The 21701-nt window shown below is 71.0% G+C and carries 22 protein-coding genes and 1 pseudogene; 20 read left to right on the top strand and 3 right to left on the bottom strand.

What is annotated here, in order from left to right; genetic code table 11:
• Window positions 1-109: 109 nt before the first annotated feature.
• Genes ACFYMO_RS17790 through ACFYMO_RS17780 form a run of 3 tightly spaced genes read left to right on the top strand, consistent with a single transcriptional unit; the run spans window position 110 to window position 3779 of the window.
• Window positions 110-1513 carry an NAD(P)-binding domain-containing protein gene (locus tag ACFYMO_RS17790; RefSeq protein WP_164181880.1) on the top strand — a complete coding sequence of 468 codons (1404 nt, stop codon included), beginning with the start codon at window positions 110-112 and terminating at the stop codon, window positions 1511-1513.
• On the top strand, window positions 1510-2790 hold the full coding sequence (locus ACFYMO_RS17785) for an MFS transporter (protein ID WP_164181878.1): 1281 nt from the start codon (window positions 1510-1512) through the stop codon (window positions 2788-2790). The genes ACFYMO_RS17790 and ACFYMO_RS17785 overlap by 4 nt, the downstream gene beginning before the upstream one ends.
• A gap of 53 nt (window positions 2791-2843) precedes the next feature.
• Window positions 2844-3779 (top strand): DUF5655 domain-containing protein, encoded by a 936-nt coding sequence (locus ACFYMO_RS17780; protein ID WP_360379906.1) that lies wholly within the window; start codon window positions 2844-2846, stop codon window positions 3777-3779.
• A gap of 99 nt (window positions 3780-3878) precedes the next feature.
• Here the strand turns inward: ACFYMO_RS17780 and ACFYMO_RS17775 are convergent, their stop codons facing one another.
• On the bottom strand, window positions 3879-4625 hold the full coding sequence (locus ACFYMO_RS17775) for a site-specific DNA-methyltransferase (protein ID WP_047471334.1): 747 nt from the start codon (window positions 4623-4625) through the stop codon (window positions 3879-3881).
• A gap of 580 nt (window positions 4626-5205) precedes the next feature.
• On the opposite strand from ACFYMO_RS17775, the gene ACFYMO_RS17770 reads away from it, so the two are divergent.
• From ACFYMO_RS17770 to ACFYMO_RS17725, 10 genes are all read left to right on the top strand, one after another.
• The gene (locus ACFYMO_RS17770; protein WP_358721308.1) at window positions 5206-6351 is read left to right on the top strand and encodes a C40 family peptidase; all 1146 of its coding nucleotides are present in this window, start codon (window positions 5206-5208) and stop codon (window positions 6349-6351) included.
• A gap of 88 nt (window positions 6352-6439) precedes the next feature.
• Complete coding sequence (locus tag ACFYMO_RS17765) at window positions 6440-6748, top strand: DUF6112 family protein (protein WP_011029048.1); 309 nt, start codon at window positions 6440-6442, stop codon at window positions 6746-6748.
• Window positions 6748-7428, top strand: coding sequence for a hypothetical protein (locus ACFYMO_RS17760; RefSeq protein WP_388547264.1), 681 nt, complete (start codon window positions 6748-6750; stop codon window positions 7426-7428). The genes ACFYMO_RS17765 and ACFYMO_RS17760 overlap by 1 nt, the downstream gene beginning before the upstream one ends.
• 28 nt (window positions 7429-7456) lie before the next feature.
• Window positions 7457-8866 carry an ATP-binding protein gene (locus ACFYMO_RS17755; RefSeq protein ID WP_358721306.1) on the top strand — a complete coding sequence of 470 codons (1410 nt, stop codon included), beginning with the start codon at window positions 7457-7459 and terminating at the stop codon, window positions 8864-8866.
• Between the two features lie 132 nt (window positions 8867-8998).
• Complete coding sequence (locus ACFYMO_RS17750) at window positions 8999-10465, top strand: SCO6880 family protein (protein WP_358721305.1); 1467 nt, start codon at window positions 8999-9001, stop codon at window positions 10463-10465.
• A 25-nt stretch (window positions 10466-10490) separates the two neighbouring features.
• A complete protein-coding gene (locus tag ACFYMO_RS17745; RefSeq protein ID WP_096624770.1) occupies window positions 10491-10943 on the top strand; it encodes a DUF6238 family protein in 453 nt (150 codons plus the stop codon).
• Between the two features lie 26 nt (window positions 10944-10969).
• Window positions 10970-12475 carry an ATP-binding protein gene (locus ACFYMO_RS17740; RefSeq protein ID WP_164181866.1) on the top strand — a complete coding sequence of 502 codons (1506 nt, stop codon included), beginning with the start codon at window positions 10970-10972 and terminating at the stop codon, window positions 12473-12475.
• Window positions 12476-12507: 32 nt separating this feature from the next.
• Window positions 12508-13203, top strand: coding sequence for a hypothetical protein (locus ACFYMO_RS17735; protein ID WP_239105453.1), 696 nt, complete (start codon window positions 12508-12510; stop codon window positions 13201-13203).
• Between the two features lie 129 nt (window positions 13204-13332).
• Window positions 13333-13896 (top strand): hypothetical protein, encoded by a 564-nt coding sequence (locus ACFYMO_RS17730; protein ID WP_164181863.1) that lies wholly within the window; start codon window positions 13333-13335, stop codon window positions 13894-13896.
• A 97-nt stretch (window positions 13897-13993) separates the two neighbouring features.
• Window positions 13994-14758 (top strand): hypothetical protein, encoded by a 765-nt coding sequence (locus ACFYMO_RS17725; protein WP_164181861.1) that lies wholly within the window; start codon window positions 13994-13996, stop codon window positions 14756-14758.
• Window positions 14759-14873: 115 nt separating this feature from the next.
• On the opposite strand, the gene ACFYMO_RS17720 is transcribed toward ACFYMO_RS17725, so the two are convergent.
• Together ACFYMO_RS17720 and ACFYMO_RS17715 are read right to left on the bottom strand one after the other, a co-directional pair.
• Complete coding sequence (locus ACFYMO_RS17720) at window positions 14874-15578, bottom strand: cation transporter (RefSeq protein WP_164181859.1); 705 nt, start codon at window positions 15576-15578, stop codon at window positions 14874-14876.
• Window positions 15579-15914 (bottom strand): helix-turn-helix transcriptional regulator, encoded by a 336-nt coding sequence (locus tag ACFYMO_RS17715; protein ID WP_056704932.1) that lies wholly within the window; start codon window positions 15912-15914, stop codon window positions 15579-15581. It lies immediately after the preceding gene.
• 311 nt (window positions 15915-16225) lie between these two features.
• On the opposite strand from ACFYMO_RS17715, the gene ACFYMO_RS17710 reads away from it, so the two are divergent.
• The 7 genes and pseudogenes from ACFYMO_RS17710 to ACFYMO_RS17680 all read left to right on the top strand — a co-directional run bounded on the left by ACFYMO_RS17710 (window position 16226) and on the right by ACFYMO_RS17680 (window position 21638).
• Complete coding sequence (locus ACFYMO_RS17710) at window positions 16226-17077, top strand: hypothetical protein (protein ID WP_164181850.1); 852 nt, start codon at window positions 16226-16228, stop codon at window positions 17075-17077.
• A gap of 95 nt (window positions 17078-17172) precedes the next feature.
• On the top strand, window positions 17173-17613 hold the full coding sequence (locus ACFYMO_RS17705; RefSeq protein ID WP_164181848.1) for a hypothetical protein: 441 nt from the start codon (window positions 17173-17175) through the stop codon (window positions 17611-17613).
• Window positions 17614-17692: 79 nt separating this feature from the next.
• Window positions 17693-18961, top strand: a complete 1269-nt coding sequence (locus tag ACFYMO_RS17700; protein ID WP_202432747.1) for a type IV secretory system conjugative DNA transfer family protein — start codon at window positions 17693-17695, stop codon at window positions 18959-18961.
• The gene (locus tag ACFYMO_RS17695; RefSeq protein ID WP_164181846.1) at window positions 18958-19188 is read left to right on the top strand and encodes a hypothetical protein; all 231 of its coding nucleotides are present in this window, start codon (window positions 18958-18960) and stop codon (window positions 19186-19188) included. The genes ACFYMO_RS17700 and ACFYMO_RS17695 overlap by 4 nt, the downstream gene beginning before the upstream one ends.
• Window positions 19185-20357: a DnaB-like helicase N-terminal domain-containing protein gene (locus tag ACFYMO_RS17690; RefSeq protein WP_164181844.1), complete on the top strand. Its 1173-nt coding sequence runs from the start codon at window positions 19185-19187 to the stop codon at window positions 20355-20357. The genes ACFYMO_RS17695 and ACFYMO_RS17690 overlap by 4 nt, the downstream gene beginning before the upstream one ends.
• Before the next feature lie 152 nt (window positions 20358-20509).
• Window positions 20510-20620 (top strand): annotated as a pseudogene (locus ACFYMO_RS17685) (DNA methyltransferase); the annotation flags it as partial.
• A gap of 121 nt (window positions 20621-20741) precedes the next feature.
• Complete coding sequence (locus ACFYMO_RS17680; RefSeq protein ID WP_388547415.1) at window positions 20742-21638, top strand: DNA cytosine methyltransferase; 897 nt, start codon at window positions 20742-20744, stop codon at window positions 21636-21638.
• The last annotated feature ends 63 nt before the right edge of the window (window positions 21639-21701 follow it).

Raw genomic sequence — 21701 nt, 5'->3', positions numbered from 1 at the left:
CAGGAATCCCCCTGGTTTCGATGAATGTCTATGTTGACGCTCATCAATACAGGTGCGATGCTGGGCCGCACAAGCCATCGACAGATGTCGAAACACGCAAGGAGTCGCCGTGAACGCGCCCGCCACCACCGAGCTGCCCGTCGTCGTGATCGGAGCCGGACCCGCCGGTCTGGCCGCCGCCGCCCACCTCATCGACCAGGGCATCGAGCCCCTGGTCCTGGAAGCCGGCCCAAGCGCCGGCGCTGCGGTGCGCGAGTGGTCGCACGTGCGCCTGTTCTCCACCTGGGCCGAGGTCGTCGACCCCGCCGCCGAGAAGCTGCTGGCCCCCACCGGCTGGACACGGCCCGACCCGGCCACCTACCCCTCCGGCGGCGACTGGGCCGACCTCTACCTCCAGCCGCTCGCCGACGCCCTCGGTAACCGCGTCCGTCTCGGCGCCACCGTCATCGGCGTCTCGCGCAGCGGCCGGGACCGCATCGTCGACGCCGACCGCGAGCAGCAGCCCTTCGTCGTGCACCTCGCCCACGCAGACGGCCGTGAGGAGCGCCTCTTCGCCCGCGCCGTCATCGACGCCTCCGGCACCTGGGACACGCCCAGCCCCGCCGGCGGCAGCGGCCTCGCCGCCCTCGGCGAGAAGGCCGCAGCCGACCGGATCACCTACCGCGTCCCGGACCTGAAGAACCCGGCCGTGCGCGCGCGGTACGCGGGCAAGCGCACCGCTGTGATCGGCTCCGGCGCCTCCGCCTTCACCGCTCTCGCCTACCTCGCCGACCTCGCCAAGTCCAAGGACGGCGCAGGCACGAAGGGCGTATGGATCCTGCGCCGGGGTATCTCGGGTTCCACCTTCGGCGGGGGCGAGGCCGACCAGCTCCCGGCCCGCGGAGCCCTGGGCCTGGCGGCGAAGGCCGCAGTCGACGAGGGCCACGCGGACGCGGTCACCGGCTTCCGCACCGACGCCTTCGAGCGCGACGCAGACGGCGCCCTGGTCCTGATCGGCGAGGACGGGCGCCGCCTGGACCCGGTCGACGAGGTCATCGTCCTCACCGGTTTCCGCCCCGACCTGTCCTTCCTGGACGAGCTGCGCCTGGGCCTCGACGAGCGCCTCCAGGCGCCCGTCGAGCTGGCTCCGCTGATCGACCCCAACCAGCACTCCTGCGGGACTGTCTACCCGCACGGCCACCGCGAGCTCTCCCACCCGGAGACGGGGGTCTACCTGGTCGGGATGAAGTCCTACGGCCGCGCTCCGACGTTCCTCGCGATGACGGGATACGAGCAGGTGCGCTCCGTGGCCGCCGCGATCGCCGGCGACATCGAGTCCGCCGACCGCGTGGAACTCACCCTGCCCGAGACCGGAGTCTGCGGCGGTGCCGGCCTGTTCGACACCCCCGACACCCAGCAGGCCGACGGCGGCGGCTGCTGCGCGCCCACCCCGCAGCTCGTCCAGCTCGGTGCCCCCGCCACGATCGGAGCAGCTGCCGAAGAAGCCCCCGCAGGTGGCTGCTGCGGCTCGTGACCGACCTAGGCACCCCCACGCGCGGGGCCGCGACCGGAATAGGGGGCCGGTCGCGGCCCCGCGCCGCCCTGCCCGCCCTGTGCATCACGCAGATCGTGAGCTGGGGCATCGTCTACTACGCCTTCCCCGTCCTCAACCCCCAGATCAACGCCGCGACCGGCTGGCCGGCCGGGGCAACCACCGCGGCGTTCTCACTCGGCCTCGTCGTCTCCGCCCTCGCCGGGATCCGCGTCGGGCGCATCCTCGACCGACGCGGACCGCGCACCGTCATGACCGTCGGCTCCGTGCTCGGCGTGGTCAGCCTGCTGATCGTGGCCGCAGCCCCGAACATCCCGGTATTCATCGTCGGTTGGGCGCTCGCCGGACTCGCGATGGCGGCCACGTTCTATCAGCCCGCGTTCGCCGCTCTCACCCGCTGGTGGGGCCCCGACCACGTGCGGGCCCTGACTGTCGTCACCCTTGCCGGCGGGCTCGCGTCAACCGTCTTCGCACCCCTGACTGCAGCACTCGCCGACCATCTGTCCTGGCGCCACACCTACCTCGTGCTCGCTGGCATCCTCGCCGCCATCACCATCCCCGCCCACGCCCTGGCCCTGCGCGCGCCCTGGCCCGACGCCCCAACCGGCCCTGCCCACACGGCCGCAAACACTGCCGAAGTCGCTCGCAGCCGACCGTTCCTCCTGCTCGCCGCCGCCTTCACCCTGTCCAGCTTCGCGATGTACGCCGTCGTCGTCGCCCTCGTTCCCCTCCTCCTGGAACGCGGATACACCACCAGCCAGGCCGCCTGGGCACTCGGCATCGGCGGCGCCGGACAAACCCTCGGCCGCACCCTGTACGCCACCCTCTCCCGGCGGACCACCGTCACGGCCCGCACGACGATCCTCATCGCCCTCGGTGGACTGACCACCGCCGCCTTTGCAGCCGTCCCCGGTCCGTACGTACTGCTAATCGCTGTGTCGATCCTGGCCGGAGCGGTCCGCGGCAACCTCACACTCCTACAGGCAACCGCCATCACCGACCGATGGGGCGCAACCCACTACGGCCGCCTCTCCGGACTCCTCGCAGCGCCAGCAACTACCGCCGCCGCGCTCGCACCCTTCGCAGGCGCAGCCCTCGCCGCGCCCCTCGGTGGCTATGGACCACTCTTCGCTCTCCTGGCCGGGCTCCCTCTCATCGCAGTCCTCTTCACGGCATGGACCAATCCTGTCGAGCGATCGAACCTCGCTGACAAAAGGACCCGTACAGTTCTGCCCTCGGACCGCCCGCGAGCGGAATAGCCAGGGCGTTCGTTCGATTGGTTTCCTTGTAGAGATCGCGGGAGGGGGCGCTGGTGGCCGAGCTGATGATGTTCCGGCAGGGCGCGGACGGACGGGATGTCGAGCTGGCCGGCTCGACGGTGGCGCTGGAGGTGGAGCTGCAGCGGCGGGTCGAGGCCGGCCTGGATCAGATGCTGGGCGTCCGTTTCCTGGCCTCGGAGTATCCGACCGGGCCTTGGCACCGGGGGCGGATCGACACCCTGGGGCTCGATGAGAACGGCAGCCCGGTGGTGATCGAGTTCAAGAAGGGCTCGGACAGCGGGGTGGTGTCCCAGGCGGTCTCCTACCTGTCCTGGCTGGAGTCGGCGCACCACGAGTTCGAGGCGCTCGTGCGGAAGGTGCTGGGGGCGGAGGTGGCCGAGTCCGTCGACTGGTGTCGTCCGCGGATGATCTGCATCGCGGCGGGCTTCTCGCATCACGACCGGGTGGCGGTGCAGAGGTTGCCCGAGCGGATCGACCTGGTGCGCTACCGGATCTTCGACGGTGGCCTGCTGGGGCTGCTGCTCGTGGACTCCGCGACCGGCTTCCCGAGCGCTGCCTCTTCTCGCCGGGGCCGGGAGCGGGCACCCGTGGCGGACAGCGTGCCGACGTCTTCGGCGATCTCTGCGCCTGCGGGTGGAGGAGCGGTGCCGGAGTGCCTGCGGGACCTGTACGCGGAACTGGACGCGGCGCTCACGGCCTGGGGCGAGGTGGAGGTGGCGCCGTTGCGGCACTACATCGCCTACCGGCGGTTGGTGAACGTGGCGTCGGTGATCTTCCGTCCGAAGCACGAGGCGATCCTGGTGTACCTCAGACTCGAACCGGACACGGTCGAGTTGGAGGAGGGCTTCACCCGGGACATGCGCGGTATCGGACACCTCGGGACCGGCGACCTGGAGGTCCGCGTCGTCTCGGCAGCCGACTTGGAGAAGGCGGCGCCGCTGATCCGGCGGGCGTTCGAGGCGGCCTGACGTAACAGGAGGGGCGGCTGGTGCATCGGTTAGTCGATGCTCCAGCCGCCCCTTTGGCGTCTGTGGGCCGCCGGCCCTGGCCTCTCTCCGCTCTCACGATCATGCCTCCGGTCCGGCCAGCTCGAAGTCGTCCTTCGTCAGTTCTGCCCGCAGCCGCTCCTCGGCGACGTCCGCGTAGTGCGCGGACAGCTCGACGCCCACGAAGCGGCGTCCCTCGCGCAGGGCCGCGACCCCGGTGGAGCCGCTGCCGGTGAACGGGTCAAGGACGGTGCCGCCCTCGGGGCAGACCTGGACGAGCTGCTGCATGACCTCGACCGGCTTCTGGGTGATGTGAACCCGGCCCTTGCGGGGCTGGGAGGCGATGTAGTGCCCCGGCAGGTAGAGGTCGCGGGTGTTGTCGAGGGAGCCCTTGACGCCCCAGATGATGAACTCCGAGTCCTGCTTCGGCCCGCCCTTGCGGGGCCGGCTGGACGGCTTGATCCACGGGATCGTGCCGCTCCAGGTCCATCCCGCCATCTGAAGGGCGTCGGAGGTGGTCGGCTCCTGGCGCCAGTCGGTGAAGACCATGGCGACCGCGTGCTCGGTCGAGGCCCGGTAGGCCTCGGTGAGCAGTTCGGTGAGCCAGGAGCGGTAGGAGCGCTGGTCGCGGTTCTCGCCGGGGAAGTTGGCGAGGTCGTGCGCCGAGTTGCTCGTGACGTACTTGGCACGTGCGGTACGGCCGGTCCGGTCGGAGCTGGTGCGGCCCCCGGAGTTGTACGGCGGATCGGTGATCACCGCCTGGACGCTCTCGTCCGGGAGGGACTTCAGGACGGTCAGGGCGTCGCCTCGGTGCAGCGTGTAGCTCATGGGGAGGGCCTCTCTTCGGGCGCGGCGGAGTCTGGACCTGCTCCGGGCAGCGCTCAACGGCGTGCATCCGGTGTGAGGTTGCAGCGGAGGTTAACGGCGAATTCCGGCCGCGCCTAACGAGGTGGCTCCCTGCTTCGGGCCCCTGGATGGCAGTCGTTTGGCGCGGCCGGAATCCCGGTCTACTGTCTCGCCGTGCCACCGGGAAGGAGCGCTGCTCCACCCCCGTTGAGCTGTGCTTATCCGTGCTGTCTCGTCCAATCGGGCGGTGTCGGGGGCATGTTGCCCATCTGCCCTTGAACGCCGTGAGGAGGCCACTGTGCACTGCCTGAGATTACGAGCGCGGCTGGCTGCCGCGCGTGACCTGAAACCGGCGTCTCGGAGCTACCAACTCCTCTGACCTGGGCCCGCCGAGAGGCGGATGCACATCGGCGCGGTGCCGACGGCTTTGCACGAGAAGTCGGCACCGCGTCTCCTTCGATCACCGAGGAGCCGCTGCGGTGCAGCATGCCCTGACACACCCGTGCCCCGACCCACCTCCCTCGACCGGTCCGCACCGCCGCCGCGCTGAACGGGGGTGGCCGTGAAGAAGACGACGGGAGCCCTCGTCGGTCTGTGCGCCACCGGACCGCTCCTGCTGGCACTGCCGATTCTTGGCATCGGGGCCGGGACGGCCTCGGCTTCGTGCTCGACCGACGGTGCACAGGGTGTGGACGCCTCCGCCGTCGCCAAGCAGGTGAAGGCCATCCTGGACGGCGGCGACAGGGGCTCGGTCTCCGTGCCGGGTCTGGACGCGCCTGCCGACCAAGTGCCCAACGCCAAGACGATCCAGGCCACGGGCGTTGCGATGAACATCCCCGCCCGAGGGCAGGTCGTCGCCTTGGCGACCGCGCTGCAGGAGAGCGGCCTGCGGAACCTGACCTACGGCGACCGCGATTCGCTGGGTCTCTTCCAGCAGCGGCCGTCGATGGGCTGGGGTACGGCTAGCCAGATCCTTGACCCGGTGCACGCCTCGACGAAGTTCTACGAGGGGCTCAAGAAGGTCTCCGGCTGGCAGTCCCTCTCTGTCACCCAGGCCGCGCAGGCGGTACAGAAGTCGGGCTTCCCGGAGGCGTACGCCAAATGGGAGCCGCTGGCCACCGCCCTGCAGAAGGCCATCGAGCCCCTGCTGCAGAAGGCCGGCGGCGCATCGCCGAGCCCGTCGCCGTCCGGCTCTGCCGACACCGGGAGCCCCTCTCCCGATTCCGCGGGGGGTTGTTCGGCGGACGGCGACGGGACGGACTTCGGCACCATCCCGGCGGGCGCCCAGCCGGACGAGTACAAGATTCCCGCCTCCGCGCCGCCGAAGGTACAGGCGGCGATCCGGTGGGCGCTCGGCCAGCTCGGCACCCCGTATCAGTGGGGCGGCACGTGCACCGACTCCCGCGGCAAGAACCCGATGGGCCGCTGCGACTGCTCCTCCCTGATGCAGGGCGCGTACAAGGCCGCCGGGGTCACCCTGACGCGGACCACGTACACGCAGGTCAAGGGCGGCAAGGCCGTCTCGGTCGATGCCCTCAAGCCGGGCGACCTCCTCTTCACCGAGGGGACGGCCGCCGTACCGGAACACGTCGGGATGGCGATCGGGCAGGGCCTGATCGTCCACGCCCCGCACACCGGTGACGTCGTACGGATCGCCACCGTCGCGTCCTGGAAATCGCGGATTCTCGCGGCCCGCCGAGTCGTCTGACCGGCGCTCCTCCCCCTCCTCACCTCCCCTCGCACCGCTGGTTCGCCCCTCCGGGCTTTGGCGTGCGCTCATTCGAACTGGAGTTCCCGTGTATCTCGCTGAACAGGTCATACAGCTCGCCTACGACCCCGGAATCAAGCCCAACGAGGGCGGGCTTCCGGGCCTCAACGTCCTCAAGCAGGTGATGGGCTCGATCAACTTGTTCGGGCTCATCGCCGTGGTCGGAGCCCTCGCCGTCAGTGCGGGCGTGTGGGCCTGGGGTCACCACTCCGGTGGTCACCAGGCCGAGGCGAACGGGAAGAAGGGCGTGCTGGTCAGCGCGGGCGCGGCCCTTCTTCTCGGTGCGGCCAACGGTGTAGTGGCGTTCTTCTCGACGCTGGGGACGCAGGTCCACTGATGGCTCAGCACTCCGCCCACCCCGGCGGCGCATCTCGCGTGCGCCGCCGGGCGCTGCTCGGCACTGCCGTCCTGGCGGTGCTCGTCGCCCTCGTCGGCCTGGCCGCCTACCTCACCCGCGAGGGCCGAAGCCCCTCCGATACCGCTTCTCCACCGCCGAGTTCGCCCACGGCGTCCTCGTCGCCCGCGACACCGTCCGGGCCGCACACCCGGCCCCGCGCTCTGCCCGTTCCGCCGAAGACCCACGACCCGATCACGTACGGGAAGGCCGCCGCCGCAGCGCTGTGGTCGTACGACACCCGCGCGTACTCGCAGCCCGAGCTGCGCAAGGCGCTGCGCGGCTGGCTGACCACGGAGTCGAAGTACGCCGATCCGGCCTCCGTCGATCAGGAGGTCCCCTCGGCCGTGCTGTGGAAGGAGATGGCGGCCAACAAGCAGGTCGCCACCGCCAAGATCAACGAGGGGCACTTCCCGCATGCCTTTACCCAGGCTCTCCAGGACGACCCCGGGGCGATCACGCAGGCGTACGTCTACGCCGTCACGGTCTCCGGCAAGCAGTCGATTCGCTGGAAGGGCTCGGCTGCCGGCGGCGCGGAGAGCCGGTCCACCACCCTCGCGGTCCAGTGTCGGCCCAACCACTCCTGCGCCCTGGTCGGCGTCATGCCGTCCGTCGCGCCCTGACCCTCGCCCCAGAACGGAGGTACGACCCATGGGAGTCTGCGACTTCCCGCTGATGGACAAGGTGTGCGGCGCTGTCGACTTCGCCACCAACCCCGCCGGCACCGTCACCGACGGTCTCGGCGCGTGGATCGCGAAGTCGGCGGGCGAGCTGGCGTCCAGCGCGGCCGACCTGGCCGCCAAGGCCGTCAACAAGACGACGGCCATCGACCTCAACGCCGGTTGGTTCCGCGACAACTACGAGCTGCTGCTGCCCATCGGCCTCGCCCTGACCGTCGGCATCTTCTGCATCCAGCTCATGACCGCGGCCTGGCGCCGCGACGAACGCGCTCTCGCCAAGGCGGCGTTCGGGACCATGACCGGAGTCCTGTTCAGCTTCTCCGCCATCGCCTTCACGACCGTCGCCATCACCGTGGTGGACGCGCTGTCCGACGGCCTCTTCAAAGCCGCCAACACCTCGATCGACGACGCGATCCGTCGTGTGATCAAGGTTGATCAGATGGGGGCCATGTACGGCCTCGGCTGGGGTGTGCCCGCGCTGGTGGCCTTCGGGTGCGCGATCGGCGCTTTCCTCTATTGGGGCGTGATGGTGGCCCGCAAGGTCGGCGTCCTGATCATGGTCGCGCTCGCGGTGTTCGCCGGGGCGGGCGGCGGCTGGGAAGTCGCCAAACGGTGGCGGCGCGGCTGGATCGAGGCCACCGGCACCCTGATCGTCTCCAAGCTGTTGATGACCGTGGTCTTCCTGATCGGCGTCTCCGCCATGGGCAAGACCGACGCCAGCGACGGAATGGCGGCCCTGTCCGACGCGATGGCCGGCATCGTCGTGATGGTCCTGGTGTTGCTCTGCCCCTACGCGACGTACAAGTTCGTTCACTGGGCCAGCGATGGCGGCGGCCACGACGACATGCACCGCACCGGTGTCGCCGGCATGGCGGTCGCCGCAGGAGCCGCGAAGACCGCAGGCAGCCTCGCGCTGCGGGCCGGTACCGGCGCCCCCGCTCCGCAGGGTCCGAACCAGGTCCCCGGCGCGGGCACCGATGGCGTCGCCTCCGGCATCAACCCCTCCGGCGGCAACCTCAGCAAGGAGGGCATCGACGCCGGGCCGCCCAAGCAGCAGACCCGCTTCCGGTACGGCGAAGACCAGGACGCGAGCGGCGACAAGGGCCGGGCTCTGATCCAGCGCCCCGGGATCCCGCCGCTGATCACACGTCCTGGCGAGGACGAACCGGAAGGTTCCGAGCCGACTGCCCAAAGCGTTGCGGGCGGCTCCGGTCACCTCGCAGCCGCATCGGCTCCGGGCGGCGACATGACCTCCATGCCGCCGGCCGACCCCGGACCCTCGGCCTCGGGCACTCCGGCGTCCGGGTCCGGTCCGTCGGCCACCGGCTCCGCGACGCCGACGAACTGGGTGTATCCCACCCAGCCGCCGTCGGGTTCCTGACCCACATCCCCGGGGGCGGGCCGCACTCCACGGCCCGCCCCCGCCTCCCCACCAGCAGGAAGGTTTCGCCATGACGTCCAGAAGAGCGCCGCGCGCCCCGTCCTCCGCCCGCTCCCACCGTCTGGAACCACCATGTCCGGCAAGCACCAGTCCTCCACGCCCACCGTGAAGTTCCCGCACCGCAGCAGGCGCGGCGTCCTGCTCGGCCTGTCCGTCCCGCAGTTGGTCGTCGCCGGGCTCACCGGCCTTCTCCTTCTCGTCGTGATCCTCGCCCGCGGTGTGGTCGGCGCCCTCCAGCTCATCCCGCTGTGGGCCGTGATCGCCCTGCTCGTCTTCGTCCGCCACCGAGGCCGTGCTCTGGCGGACTGGGCCCCGATCGTCGTCCGGTACGCGCTGCGCCGGATGCGAGGCCAGCTCGTCTGGCTCACCCGGCCCTCTCGCCGGCCGACCCGCGAGGGACTGCTCCACCTTCCCGGCACCGCTGCCAGCCTGCGCGTGACCACTGCTCCCGACGGCAAGTACGGCGCCGTCCACAACCCGCACACCGGGACGCTGACCGCGGTGGTCAAGGTCTCCTCCCGCGCCTACGCCCTGCTCGACCCCGGCACCCAGCAGGCCAACGTCGGCGGCTGGGGACGCGCGCTGGCAGCTCTCGCCCGTACCGGGCAGATCGCCCGCATCCAGGTGATCGAGCGCACCATCCCCGACTCCGGCGACGCGCTGCGCCGCTACTGGGAAGAGCACGGCCGCCCCGACACCCCGATGGCCGGCGCGATCTATAACGAGCTGATCCAGAGCGCCGGTCCCGCAGCCGCCCCGCACGAGGCGTACGTCGCGGTGTCCCTGGACACCAAGGCGGCCCGTCGGCTGATCAACCAGGCTGGCGGCGGTCTCACCGGTGCCTTCAGCGTCCTCGCCCAGCTCACCTCCACGTTCGACCAGGCGGCGCGGACCGCCGGTCTCACCCCGACGGGCTGGCTCACCGCCCGCGAGATCGCCGCCGTGGTGCGCACTTCCTATGACCCGAAGGCGCTGGCGACACTCGACCGCTGGTCCACGGCCGGTCGCCCCGAGGCCGAGCCCGCCGCCGCCGGACCCGTCGTGGTCGTCGAGAAGGCGGATCACATCGCCACCGACTCCGCCGTGCACGCCACCTACTGGGTGGAGAACTGGCCGCGCACCGAGACCAGCGCCGGCTTCCTGCACCAGCTCCTGTTCACCGGCGGGGTGCGGCGCACGCTGTCGCTCTCCTACGAGCCGAAGAACCTCGACGCCGCCCTGCGCGACGTGCAGCGCAAGAAGTCCAGCGTGATCGCCGACGCCGCCGAACGGGCCCGGCGCGGCCAGGTCGACTCCGAGGCGGACTCGATCGAGTACCAGGACATCAAGTCCCGCGAACGCCAGCTCATCGCCGGGCACGCCGACGTCGCCCTGACCGGTCTGCTGACCGTCTCGGCCGACACCGAGGACGAGCTGCGCACCGCCTGCGCCGTCGTGGAGACCGCCGCTGTCGGCGCCCAACTCGATCTCCGGCCGCTGACCTGGCAGCAGGCCGAGGCGTTCACCGCCGCCGCCCTGCCGCTCGCGCTCGCTGCCTGACCCTTCCCTTCGAAAGAGCACCCTCATGTACCGCACCGCCAGCCCGACCGCGCAGGACTTCGTGCCCTTCGCCACCGCCGCGCTCGACTTCCACCGGGCGCTCAACATCCCGGGCGGCCCGCTGGTCACCACCCGGGCCGAGCTGGACGCCCTGCACGCCCACCTCGTTTCGCTGTACGGGCTGCTCGACGCCCACACCGGTCGCACCGGGCAGCTCGTCGCGGTCGAGGGCGACCAGCTCCGTACCGCCCGCACCCGCATCTGGCAGGCCGCCGAGCACCTCCACGCCGCCTACCACGCGGCGCCCCGGCCGGACTCCGGCGAGATCCCCACACCAGAGGCGTGCCAGGCCGGCCTTCCGGAGGGAGCACCGGAACTGACCATCTGCCAGCGCCACCAGCGCACCGCTCATCTCGTCCGGCGGCGCACCACCCCGGCCGACCTGCACGCACCGTTCACCGGCCTCGTCCGCCGCTGACCCACCCCTCATCTGGAGAAACGCTCATGCCCCGTACCCGCGCCAGCGCCTCCCCCCTGTTCGTGCCCCGTAAGACGACACGCGCCGAACAGCGAGCCGCCCGAGCCGGTTTCACCGAAGCCCGCCGCCAGGCACGCCTCGCCGGAAACCCGCCCAAGCACCGCGCCGAGCAGACCCTCGACCCGGATCTGCGGCCCACCTACCCGCCCGCCGGTCGCCCCGGTCCGGCCTCCGCCCGCGGCGGCAAGCTCGCCCTGCCCGCCCACCGGATGACCACCGCCACAGCCAGCGGCGCGTACCCGTTCGTGGCCGAGGGTGGCCTGGGCGCCGAAGGGGTGTTCATCGGCCGCGATGTGCACGCGGAGGCGGCCTTCTGCTTCGACCCGTTCTCGCTCTACAACAGCGGCAGGGTGGAGGGCTTCACCAACCCCAACGCGGTCCTGGCCGGGATCATCGGCATGGGCAAGTCGGCGCTGGCGAAATCGATCGCCACCCGGTCGATCGCCCACGGCTACCGGATCTACATCCCCTGCGATCCCAAGGGGGAGTGGACCGGCGTCTCGCAGGCCCTCGGCGGATACAGCATCGCCCTGGGCCCGGGGCTCCCCGGCCGGTTGAACCCGCTGGACGCCCCGGCCCGCCCCGCCTCCGTGAGCGAGGAGGACTGGTTCACGGAGGTTCGCAAGCGCCGTCTGCTGCTGCTGGCCAGCCTCGCCCGCACCGTGCTGAAGCGCGACCTGCTGCCGATGGAGCACACCGCCCTCGACCTGGCCCTGGATCTGGTCGTCGCCGACGCCGCCGCCCGGGGCACGGTGCCGCTGCTCGGCGAGATCGCGCACGTACTCGGCTCCCCCGAACGCCTCGACCACGCCCTCGGCCACCAGGCGGGGCACCTAGGTTCAGCCGCCCAGGACCTCGCCCACGCCCTGCGACGGCTCGTGCACGGCGACTTGAGCGGCATGTTCGACGCACCGAGCACCGTGTCGTTCGACCCGACCACACCGATGCTGTCCATCGACCTCTCCCGTCTCGGCGGCTCCGGTGACGACACGGCACTGGTGCTCGCGATGACGTGCGCGAGCGCGTGGATGGAGTCAGCCCTCAGTGATCCCGATGGCGGTCGACGCTGGGTGATCTACGACGAGGCGTGGCGACTGATGCGGCACGTCGGGCTGCTGGAGCGGATGCAGAGCCAGTGGAAGCTCTCCCGAGGGCTGGGCATCGCGAACCTCATGGTGATCCACCGGCTCAGCGACTTGCTCTCGGCGGGCGACGCCGGTTCACGCGGCCGAGTCCTGGCCGAGGGGCTCCTCGCGGACTGCAGCACGCGCATCATGTACCGCCAGGAGCCCGACCAGCTCGCCGCCGCTGCATCTCTGCTCGGCCTGACCGGCGTCGAGACCCAGGCGGTGTCCGCCCTGACCAAGGGCCGGGGCCTGTGGAAGGTCGCCGGCCGCTCGTTCATCACCCAGCACATCCTCCACCCGGCCGAGCGGGAGCTGTTCGACACAGACGCCCGCATGGCCGCCTAGCCCAACGACCAGCACAGCAACGGGAATCGATCATGTCTTCTTCTTCCACTGCTTCCTCCGGCGACAACCAGCCGTCGCAGGCCACCGACCCTTTGGCGTGGCAACGGCACCTCCCGGCACTGGCCACGGCCGCCGCCGGGATCAACGAGGCGTGCGACGCCTGGGACGCGGTTTCGGACTCCCTCTGCGACGCGGACGGCTGGCCGCTGGACGACAAGGTCTACGGGGACGGGAAGGTCAAGCGGGACGCCGAAGCGTGGAAGCACGCCGAAGTGTTCCTCGACCACGGACCCGAGGTGCTGGCCGGGGTCCGCGCCGCCGCCGACGGCCCCGACTACGTCGAGGGGCCGATCAGTGACGACCTCCGTCGGATACGCGGGATCGACACCATCCTGTTCCGGGCAGAGGAACTGCGGCACGAATGGGACGGCGTCATGGCGCTAATGGACGGTTCGCAGCCGAGCGTGCTCCACCTCTACAAGGAGCGTGCCGAGGAGCACCGCAACACCGAAGGCTGGCACTACTCACACGAACTGGGTTCCAAGGGACCAGCGTTGGTGCGCGTCGGCGAATACCTCGCTCACCGAGCGGACACCGAACGGCCGGCGCAGACCGAGCGGGCTCGCGCCGCCCTGACCCGCTCGACGCGCAACGCCCCTGCCGTATCACCTGCTTCGCCCCAGCTCCCGCCGGCATCGCATCCGCCGGCTCCCGGTCGCTCGCGGTGATCCCTAGCACGCAGTCGCGGCAGCGCCAAACTGCCCGATCACCGGATCCTCATGGACCACCGCACTTCTTCAAGCTCCACGCCCCGTCGGCTCCCGCCGTGCGGCGGGATGTTCGCATCGGAGAACTCCATGCACCTCGAAACCTCGCCCCCGACCCCCGTGTCCGATCCGCGTCGCCTTCAGGCTGCCCTCTGTTCCGCGCTGGGGCAGCGCGGCCTGGAGGGCACCGTCGAGTACGGCCTCAGCGACTACATCGTCCACGCCGAGCATCCCGACGGCAGTTCGCTGATCATCTCGCCGCCGCAGGAGCCACCCTCCGAGCATCCCGAGTCCCCGGAAAGCTGGATGGTCACCCGCCACCGGTCCGCCGAGCCCGCCGTCTACGAGGTGATCTACGACTCCGAGCCGGACGGTCCGCATGCGCGCCACGGCGGCAGCGTGCCGGACCTCCTCTCCGCTGTCGACGCCCGCCTGGACCACCTTGGCGTGCCAACACGCCAGGAGCAGGAACGTTCCGGCAAGGCGCGCGCCGCCACCGTGCTCCCGCCCGGCTCCGCTCCATCCCGGGCGAGTGTCGCTCTCGCCTCCTCGCCGTCGGTCGGCCAGCGCGTGCTCCCGACCGGTCCGCCGCCGGAGTCCTCCACGCGGACCGCGCCGCCGTCGGCCAGTTCCTCATCTGCTCCCCGGCTCTGACCGACCGCGTTCCAGGAGTCCTCCGTGCACCGCACCCTCAGAACTGATCCGCCCGTCGCCCGCACCTGCAACCGCACCCGCCTCGGATGGATCTGCCATGCCCAGCCACTACGACGTGCTGCCCGACCTGGCCTTCGGCCACCACCCCGTCCACGGCATCGTCGCCGCGAACCCGAAGAACCTCGCGGCCAGCACCTGGATGCTCAAGGGATTCGACTTCCATCCCGTCCCCGACCAGCCGACGTTGTACGCGCTAGCCGACCAAAACCGTGACGGACACGGCCGTACAAGCCAGGCCATCGAGCTGCTGCGCAAGGCCGGCTACCAGGTCGATGTGGACGTCGCACTTGACCCTGCACCGGCGCCCGACACGGCACGGGTACGCGACCGCGGTCCGCTCGGTGAACCAGACGTCGCCTTCGCCGATCACCCACAGCTCGGCATCGTCGCAGCCCTCGACGGCCGTGTCTCCGGCCTCAGCGGGCTGGCGCTGGTGGACGACGGCTGGCGGCACAACTCGAGCCTGGACATCTACACGCTCCCCGCGACCACCGATCGCGTCGAGGCGCTGGGGAAAGTCGCCGACGCCACGGTGGCCCTGCACCGTTCAGGGCTCCAGGTCGCAGTGCAGCCCCGCCTCGCTCAAGAGGTGACGGCTCGGCCCCGCCCTGCTGCCACGCCGACCGCCGGCCGCGAGCGCGGCCGTGGTCCCGCCCGCGCGTCTCCATTGAGCGCCGCCGCGCCCGCCGCCAGCCCGGCCCGTGCCGGTATCCCGGGCAGGGCGCCGGTCCCCGCCGCCGCCGTCACCACACCGGCGGTCCGGCCGGTTGACCCCCGCGTCGCGTACTCCCGCGACCGCTGATCCAACTCCTCAAGGAGGCCCTTCCATGGCCGTTGTTGGTAACCCTGGCTATCAGAAGTCGTGGAATGGCTGGGGTGGTGGCCCGTCGTTCCTGGGCCACCACCGGTGGGAGCGGTCAGCGGCAGCTGCATCCCGTGGCGCAGCCGCATGCGTCGCCAGCGGACGCGGCGGGTTCGTGGCCGGTGTTGGGAGCGCAGCAGCCCTTGCCTTGCCAGGCATCGCGGCCTTCCTTGACGGCGAGGGCGGCGATGACGAGGGCGGCGATCGGGTCGGCCCAGGACCAGCCGAGCAGCAGGTTGGCCAGGAGGCCGACGAGGAGTACGGCCGAGAGGTAGGTGCAGAGCAGGGTCTGCTTGGAGTCGGCGACCGCCGAGGCGGAGCCGAGTTCCCGGCCGGTCCTGCGCTGGGCGGCCGACAGGAACGGCATGATCGCCAGCGAGATGGCGGCGAGCACGATGCCGGGGAGCGAGTGGTCGGCTTCGCCGGTGCCGGTCAACGCGCGTACGGAGCCGAGGGAGACGTAGAGCGCCAGGGCGAAGAAGGAGACGGCGATGATCCGCAGGGTGCGCTTCTCGCGGGCTTCGCGAGTGGTGTGGTCACGTGCGGAGAACTGCCAGGCGACCGCCGCGGCGGACGAAACCTCGATGACGGAGTCGAGGCCGAAGCCGATCAGCGCGGTGGAGGAAGCGATGGTCCCCGCGGTGATGGCAACGATCGCCTCGATGACGTTGTAGGCGATCGTCGCGGTGACCAGCAGGCGTATCCGGCGGGTGAGCAGGTCGCGGCGGGCGGGGCTGGGGCCGAGGGATATCACGGTCATTCAGCAGCAGCCCTTCTCGTCGGCATCGGCGCAGGTGCGGTCGGCTTCGACCGCAACCACGGCGGCACGGAGGTCGTCGAGTGCGTGGCCGAGACGTTCATCGGCGAGTTCGTAGCGAGTGCGGCGGCCATGGGGGACGGTGACGACCAGGCCGCAGTCGCGCAGGCAGGCCAGGTGGTTCGACAGCCGGGTGCGGGAGATGCCGAGGCTGTCGGCGAGGTCGGCCGGGTAGGCCGGGGCCTGGCGCAGGGCGAGCAAGATGCGGCAGCGGATGGGGTCGGCGAGGGCGCGACCGAACCGCGCCAGCACGTCGATGTCAGCGGCGAGTGTCAGCACCCTCCGACAATACAGAAATTCCTGAATTCAGGAAACCGTGGACCATTGATCGCTGCCGGAAAGCCCGGCCAGCATGAGCTGTGGCATGCCGAGTCAGCGGCGGCTGACTTCTGTGGCGTAGTCGGCGCCGAAGCCCTGGCCGTTCTACCCGCCACGTCAGACGACTGATCGCCTACACCACCACAAGGGACATGACCCCGTGCGGCCTCTACCAGCGATTCTCGGCCGCACCAAACCCAGGATTTGCTGGACGCTCTGCCCACTGGCCCACCTCCAACGGGTCCTTCGCTCCCTCTGCCCCGGAGACTTCCGTGCCTGCCTCGATCACCATCACGTCCGAGTACAGCGGCAGCGTCGTTGCCAAGGGCACTACCGATGACCTCGCCGCGCAGCTCCTCCGTCACGCCGGTTTCAAGCAGATCGACGACTGGCACGGCCGACGCCATCGCCTGCCCACCACCACTCCGCTCGCCGACCAGGTCGGCATCGCCAGCCATGCGGCCGAGATGCTTCGAGCCGCTCGCTATGACGTCACCCTTCCGTCGTCTCTCGACACGGCCCGGATAAGCCCTCCGGTGCATGCGCTGGGGCCCTACGCCGCCGGAGCCGAACTCCTCAGCATCACGGACCAGATCCGTGCGGCCGAAGACGGAGCCAGCCTTCAACGGGCAGTCGACCACCTCCTTCACCCCGAGCACGGTGCGCTGGAGCGTGTCCGGGAGGCGCTGGAAGCAGCGGGAGAACAGGTCAACGACCTGGACGACGACGCGTATGCGCTCGCCGACCGGTTCGGCTTCGCCTCGGAGTTCGTCAGCTCGGCCCAGTCCGAACTCGTCGACTTCGAGGCCGAGCTACGCCGCGTCGGCGCTGCTTCGACGAGCTACTCCCCAGCACGGACCGTCCGTGATCACCGTGGTGCCGCTCTCGCCACTTCTCCTGCGGCGAACCAGGCCAAGGTCTCCTCGGCGTCCAGTTCCCCGTCGGCGCCTCGCTCTGGTGCCGAGGCTGCTCCGGTGCCGTCCGCTGCCCAGAACGTCGATGCAGCCCGGCAGCGGGCGGCCCGCGCCTCGTCGCCGCGCGCCGGAACATCGCCGTCGACCGGCAGTCCGCCGGCCACCGCAGCACCTCCGCCCGCGCCTCGTTCTGCCGGCCGACCCCGCTGAAACGTTCCGCCTCAGACGTCCAGGAGTACCCCCATGATTTGCACGAGAGCCGAGCGCGCCCCGCCCCTGCCCGCTCGCACACCCAAGGAACCGCCGTGTCTTCCCCGCGCACCAGCGCGCCCTCGACCACCACCGGGTCGGACGCGCTCCTCTACCTCCTGTTCGGCATCCTCGGCGCCGCCATGGCCTTCGGCTCCCTGGCCTGGCTGACCGGAAATCTCACCAACACCTTGGTCGGGAGCGGGACATGGGCCCCCTTCCGCATAGCGGATGCGCTGCTGCACCCGGAGGTGCTGTGGCCGGCCCTGAGCACCAGCATGCTGATGGTCGGCGCCCGCGTCGTCCCCGCCCTGTTCACCGTTGCCCTGGTCGTCACCGCTGCCGTGCTGTGGATGCGGTGGCGTGCCGGGTCCAAGTCCGGCCTCGCCCGGAAGGCGGACCTGGCGCCGCTGCTGGACAAGGAGATCGTCGCCAAGGCGAAGAGCCTGCGCCCGAGCCTGGGCGGCCGGGAGAGTAAAAGAGGTCCTGCCCGCTGACCGCGGCATCCTGCTCGGCACCCTCGATCTCGGCCGTGCGGAGGTCCGCGCGTCCTGGGAGGACGTGATCGTCGCGATCATGGCCCCGCGTTCCGGCAAGACGTCCGGGCTGGCGATCCCTGCGATCCTCTCGGCACCGGGCCCGGTCCTGCTCACCAGTAACAAAGCCGCGAACGACGCCTTCACCACCACGGTGGACGCCCGCGCCGAGGTCGGCACGATCTGGACCCTCGATCCGCAGCAGATCGCCCACCACCCGCGCGAGATGTGGTGGGACATCCTCGCTGACGCCCGCGATCTCGCCGGGGCCAAGAGGTTGGCGGGGCACTTCGTGACCGCGAGCGTGGACGAGTCCAGCGGCTCCGACTTCTGGTCCACCGCCGCGAGCAACACCCTGGGTGCCCTCTTTCTCGCCGCCGCATCCCACCGGCGGCCGATCACCGACGTCCTGGCCTGGCTCGCGATGCCGGCCGACCGCACCCCGGTGGACCTGCTCACCGACGCCGGCCACCATGCGGTCGCCGCCCAGCTCCAGGGCACCGTCTCCGGCGCGACCGAAACACGCGACGGCATCTATGAGACCGCGAGGCAGTACGCGAGCTGCCTGCTCGACCCGGACGTCGCCGCCTGGGTCACCCCCAACGACGACCTTCCCGAGTTCCAGCCGTTCGCCTTCGCCACGTCCCGCGACACCTTGTACCTGCTGAGCAAGGACGGCGGCGGCAGCGCGTCCGCGATCATCGCGGCAGCGGCCGACGCCGTGATGCGCGCGGCCGTGATCGTCGCCGAGCGCTCCGGCGGGCGACTCGACCCGCCCGCCCTGTGCGTCCTCGACGAGGCAGCGAACGTCTGCCGCATCTCGGACCTCCCAGATCTCTACAGCCACCTGGGCAGCCGAGGCGTCATCCCGATGACGATCCTGCAGTCCTACCGTCAGGGCCAGCGGTGCTGGGGCGAGGCCGGTATGGACGCCCTGTACTCCGCCGCCACCATCAAGATCATCGGATCTGGCATCGACGACGCGGACTTCGCCGACCGGCTCAGCCGTCAGGTCGGCGACCATGACGTCCAGACCACCTCGGTGTCGACCAGCGAGGGCGGCAAGTCCACGTCGGTGAGCATGCGCACGGAACGGATCCTTCCGCCGGACGCCATCCGCGCCCTCCCCAAGGGCAAGGTTCTGCTGCTGGCCACCGGCATCCGGGTCGCCATGCTCAACCTCAAGCCCTGGTACAAGGAGCCCTCCGCCAAGGTGGTCGGCCCGGCTTCCGCTCGCGCCACGAAGGCCATCACCGAGCGTGCCCTCGCGAAGAGCATCGGCCAGGACGATCTTGGACTGTCGGCATGAGCGCGCCCACACCACAGCAGGGGCGGTTGGCCCACGCTCCGGTCGTCCTGCGCGGTGGCCGGTGGTGGCTCGACGGCGGGGCCGGCTCGGTTCCCGCCTCCGATCCCGCCTTCACCGCCGTCCTGGACGACTTCGCGCTGTCGATGGCCGCCGCCGACCAGGCAGTCGCCAACCTCCTCATCCGGCAGGACAAGGCGCCCTGCGTTGATCCCGGAGGCCGGCGGTGAACCCGCTGATGAGTGCCGAGCAGGCGGTCCTCGGTGCCGCACTCCTCGACCCCGAGCAGCTCACGCACCTGGAGTGGCTCGCTGCGGACCACTTCTATCGGCCCGTCCACCAGGCGCTGTTCGACGCCCTCCGCAAGCTGCGCAACGACGGGCATCCCGCGCTCTCGGCCGCTGGTCCGTTGCCGCTGTCGTGGGTGACCGACGCGGTCGAGGAGGCCGGACAGCACGTGCGCGGGCTGACCGCGGCGTACGCCCACACCCTGATCCAGGCATGTCCCCGAACCGAGCACGCCCCGGTGTACGGACGCATGGTGCTGGAGGGGGCGATTCACCGCACCGTCGCCCAGCACGCGATCCGTCTCCACCAGGCGGCTCGGGCCGACGCCGTCCAGGGCGAGGTCGAGGGAGCCTTGCGCACGGCGGACGTTCTGACCGGCGTACTCACCGACCTTGCACGACGCTGGGGAACCGACCCTCGACCGGTCCCACCCACCGCTGGGCCCTCTGCCGCCACAGACATCCCGCCTCCGGCGCAGAGCGGCCAGGTCGCCGAGGACGAGCGGTTCCTCCTGGCCGTCCTCGCCGAACAGCCCGGGGCCATGGGCGAGGTGGTGGCCTGGCTGCGGCCGGGAGACTTCGCCGACCCTACCCACGGGCAGCTCTACCGGTGCCTGGGCGCGCTGCACCACCGAGGCGAACCCATCGACCGGATCACCCTGCTCTGGGAGGCCCAGCGACGCGGTCTGCTGGCCGACGGCACTGTGTCGAGCGAGCAGCTGACCGCCGTCTGCGAAGGCATGGTCCCCGGCAGCGCTGACTGGTACGGACAGCGGGTGATGCGCTCCTCCGTCACCCGCACCGCCGCCGCCTCCGCGCGAGCCATCCGGACCCTGGCCCAGGACGAGGTCCTGGGGCCCGGCCGGCTGATCAACCACGCCCTGCACGAACTCGGTCCGCTCGACGAGGTACGTGCCCGCTGGGCCACCGCGAACAGCAGTCCGGCTCCGAAGACCACGGCATCCGCTCCGTCAGCGGCCGAGCCGCCGCCCGACCGAGTGAAAGCCGCCCGCGCCCGCAGCACACCCCGCCCAGGCGCGTCACCCCCAGCCCCGGCCAGCCGTCTCCCCACGCTGTCAGCAGCCCGACCACCCTCGCGCGGCCACCCTTGAGACCCCCTCCCCACCAGCCTCTTCTGCCCCTGGAACTCGCCTTGATCTACCCCATCTCCGCAGCCGCGCCGGACCTACGCATCACGGCCCCGAGCCTCGCCACCCCGTTGATCGGGTCTCTCTGCTCGGGGTACGGCGGCCTCGACCTGGGCGTGCAGTCCGCGCTCGGCGGCACGCTCGCCTGGCACGCCGAGGTAGACCCGAACGCCTCACGCATCCTGGCCCGCCACTGGCCCGGCGTCCCGAACCTGGGCGATATCACCGCCGTCGACTGGCGCACCGTCCCCCGGGTGTGCGTCCTGACGGCCGGCTTCCCCTGTCAAAGACGTCTCGGTCGCCGGCCGCCGGGCCGGACTCAACGCCCAGACCCGCTCCGGGCTCTGGCTGCACGTCGCCCGTGCGGTCGCAGCCCTCCGACCCTGCCTGGTTGTGATCGAGAATGTGCGCGGCCTCCTCACCTCCCCCGCCGGTTCCCCTGGCGACGTGGAACCCTGCCCGTGGTGTCTGGGAGACACCGCAGGTCAGCCTGCTCTGCGGGCACTCGGTGCCGTACTCGGATCCCTGGCCGACCTCGGGTACGACGCGAAGTGGCTCGTGCTTCGCGCCTCCGACGTCGGGGCCCCGCACCGCCGCGAGCGGACCTTCCTCGCCGCATGGCCCGCCGGGCACCCTGCTGAAGACGCCGACCAGCAACATCGGCAAGAACGGCGGCAGCCAGCATCCATCGAAGAGGAAGAGCGGGGGCCACGGTCCGAACCTGGCCGACGAGGTCGAGTGGCTGCTGCTGCCGACCACGAAGGCGTCGGACGGAATCAAGGGCTCACCGAACCAGCGGCACGGCAATGGCGACATGACCCTGCCCAGCGCGGCTGCGTCGTTGTTGCCGACGCCGAGGGCCAGCGACACGGGCACCCCGGGCCGCCGCCCCGGGAAGGGATGGCGGCCTCCCTTGTCGGCGGTGGTCCTGCCCCTCTGGACGCAGGAGAAGCCGGAGGCGGAGGCGCGGACCGGCGATGGGGAGCGTACGGATCCGCCATCACCCGATGGGAGAGCCTCACCCGCCCGGCCCCGGCTCCCACGGACGCGGCCGGTCGGCTCCGCGCGGACTTCGTGGAGTGGATGCAGGGCCTTGACGCCGGCTGGGTCACCGCGACTCCGGGGCTCGGCCGTCCAGCGCAACTCACCGCGCTCGGCAACGGTGTCGTCCCACAACAGGCTTCGCACGCCTTGCAGTTGCTGGCGCCACCCTTCCCCCGCTGTCCCCGCTGCGCCGACCGATAGCGCTCCACTACCGCGATTTTCCGGCCGCACCAAAACGCTGATTCTCCGGATCCTCTCGGGCAT

The organism is Streptomyces sp. NPDC007025 (genome assembly GCF_042869455.1).
Taxonomy (GTDB): domain Bacteria; phylum Actinomycetota; class Actinomycetes; order Streptomycetales; family Streptomycetaceae; genus Streptomyces.
The sequence above is the reverse complement of the archived record's forward strand: the minus strand, read 5'-3'. Positions and strand labels throughout refer to the sequence as shown.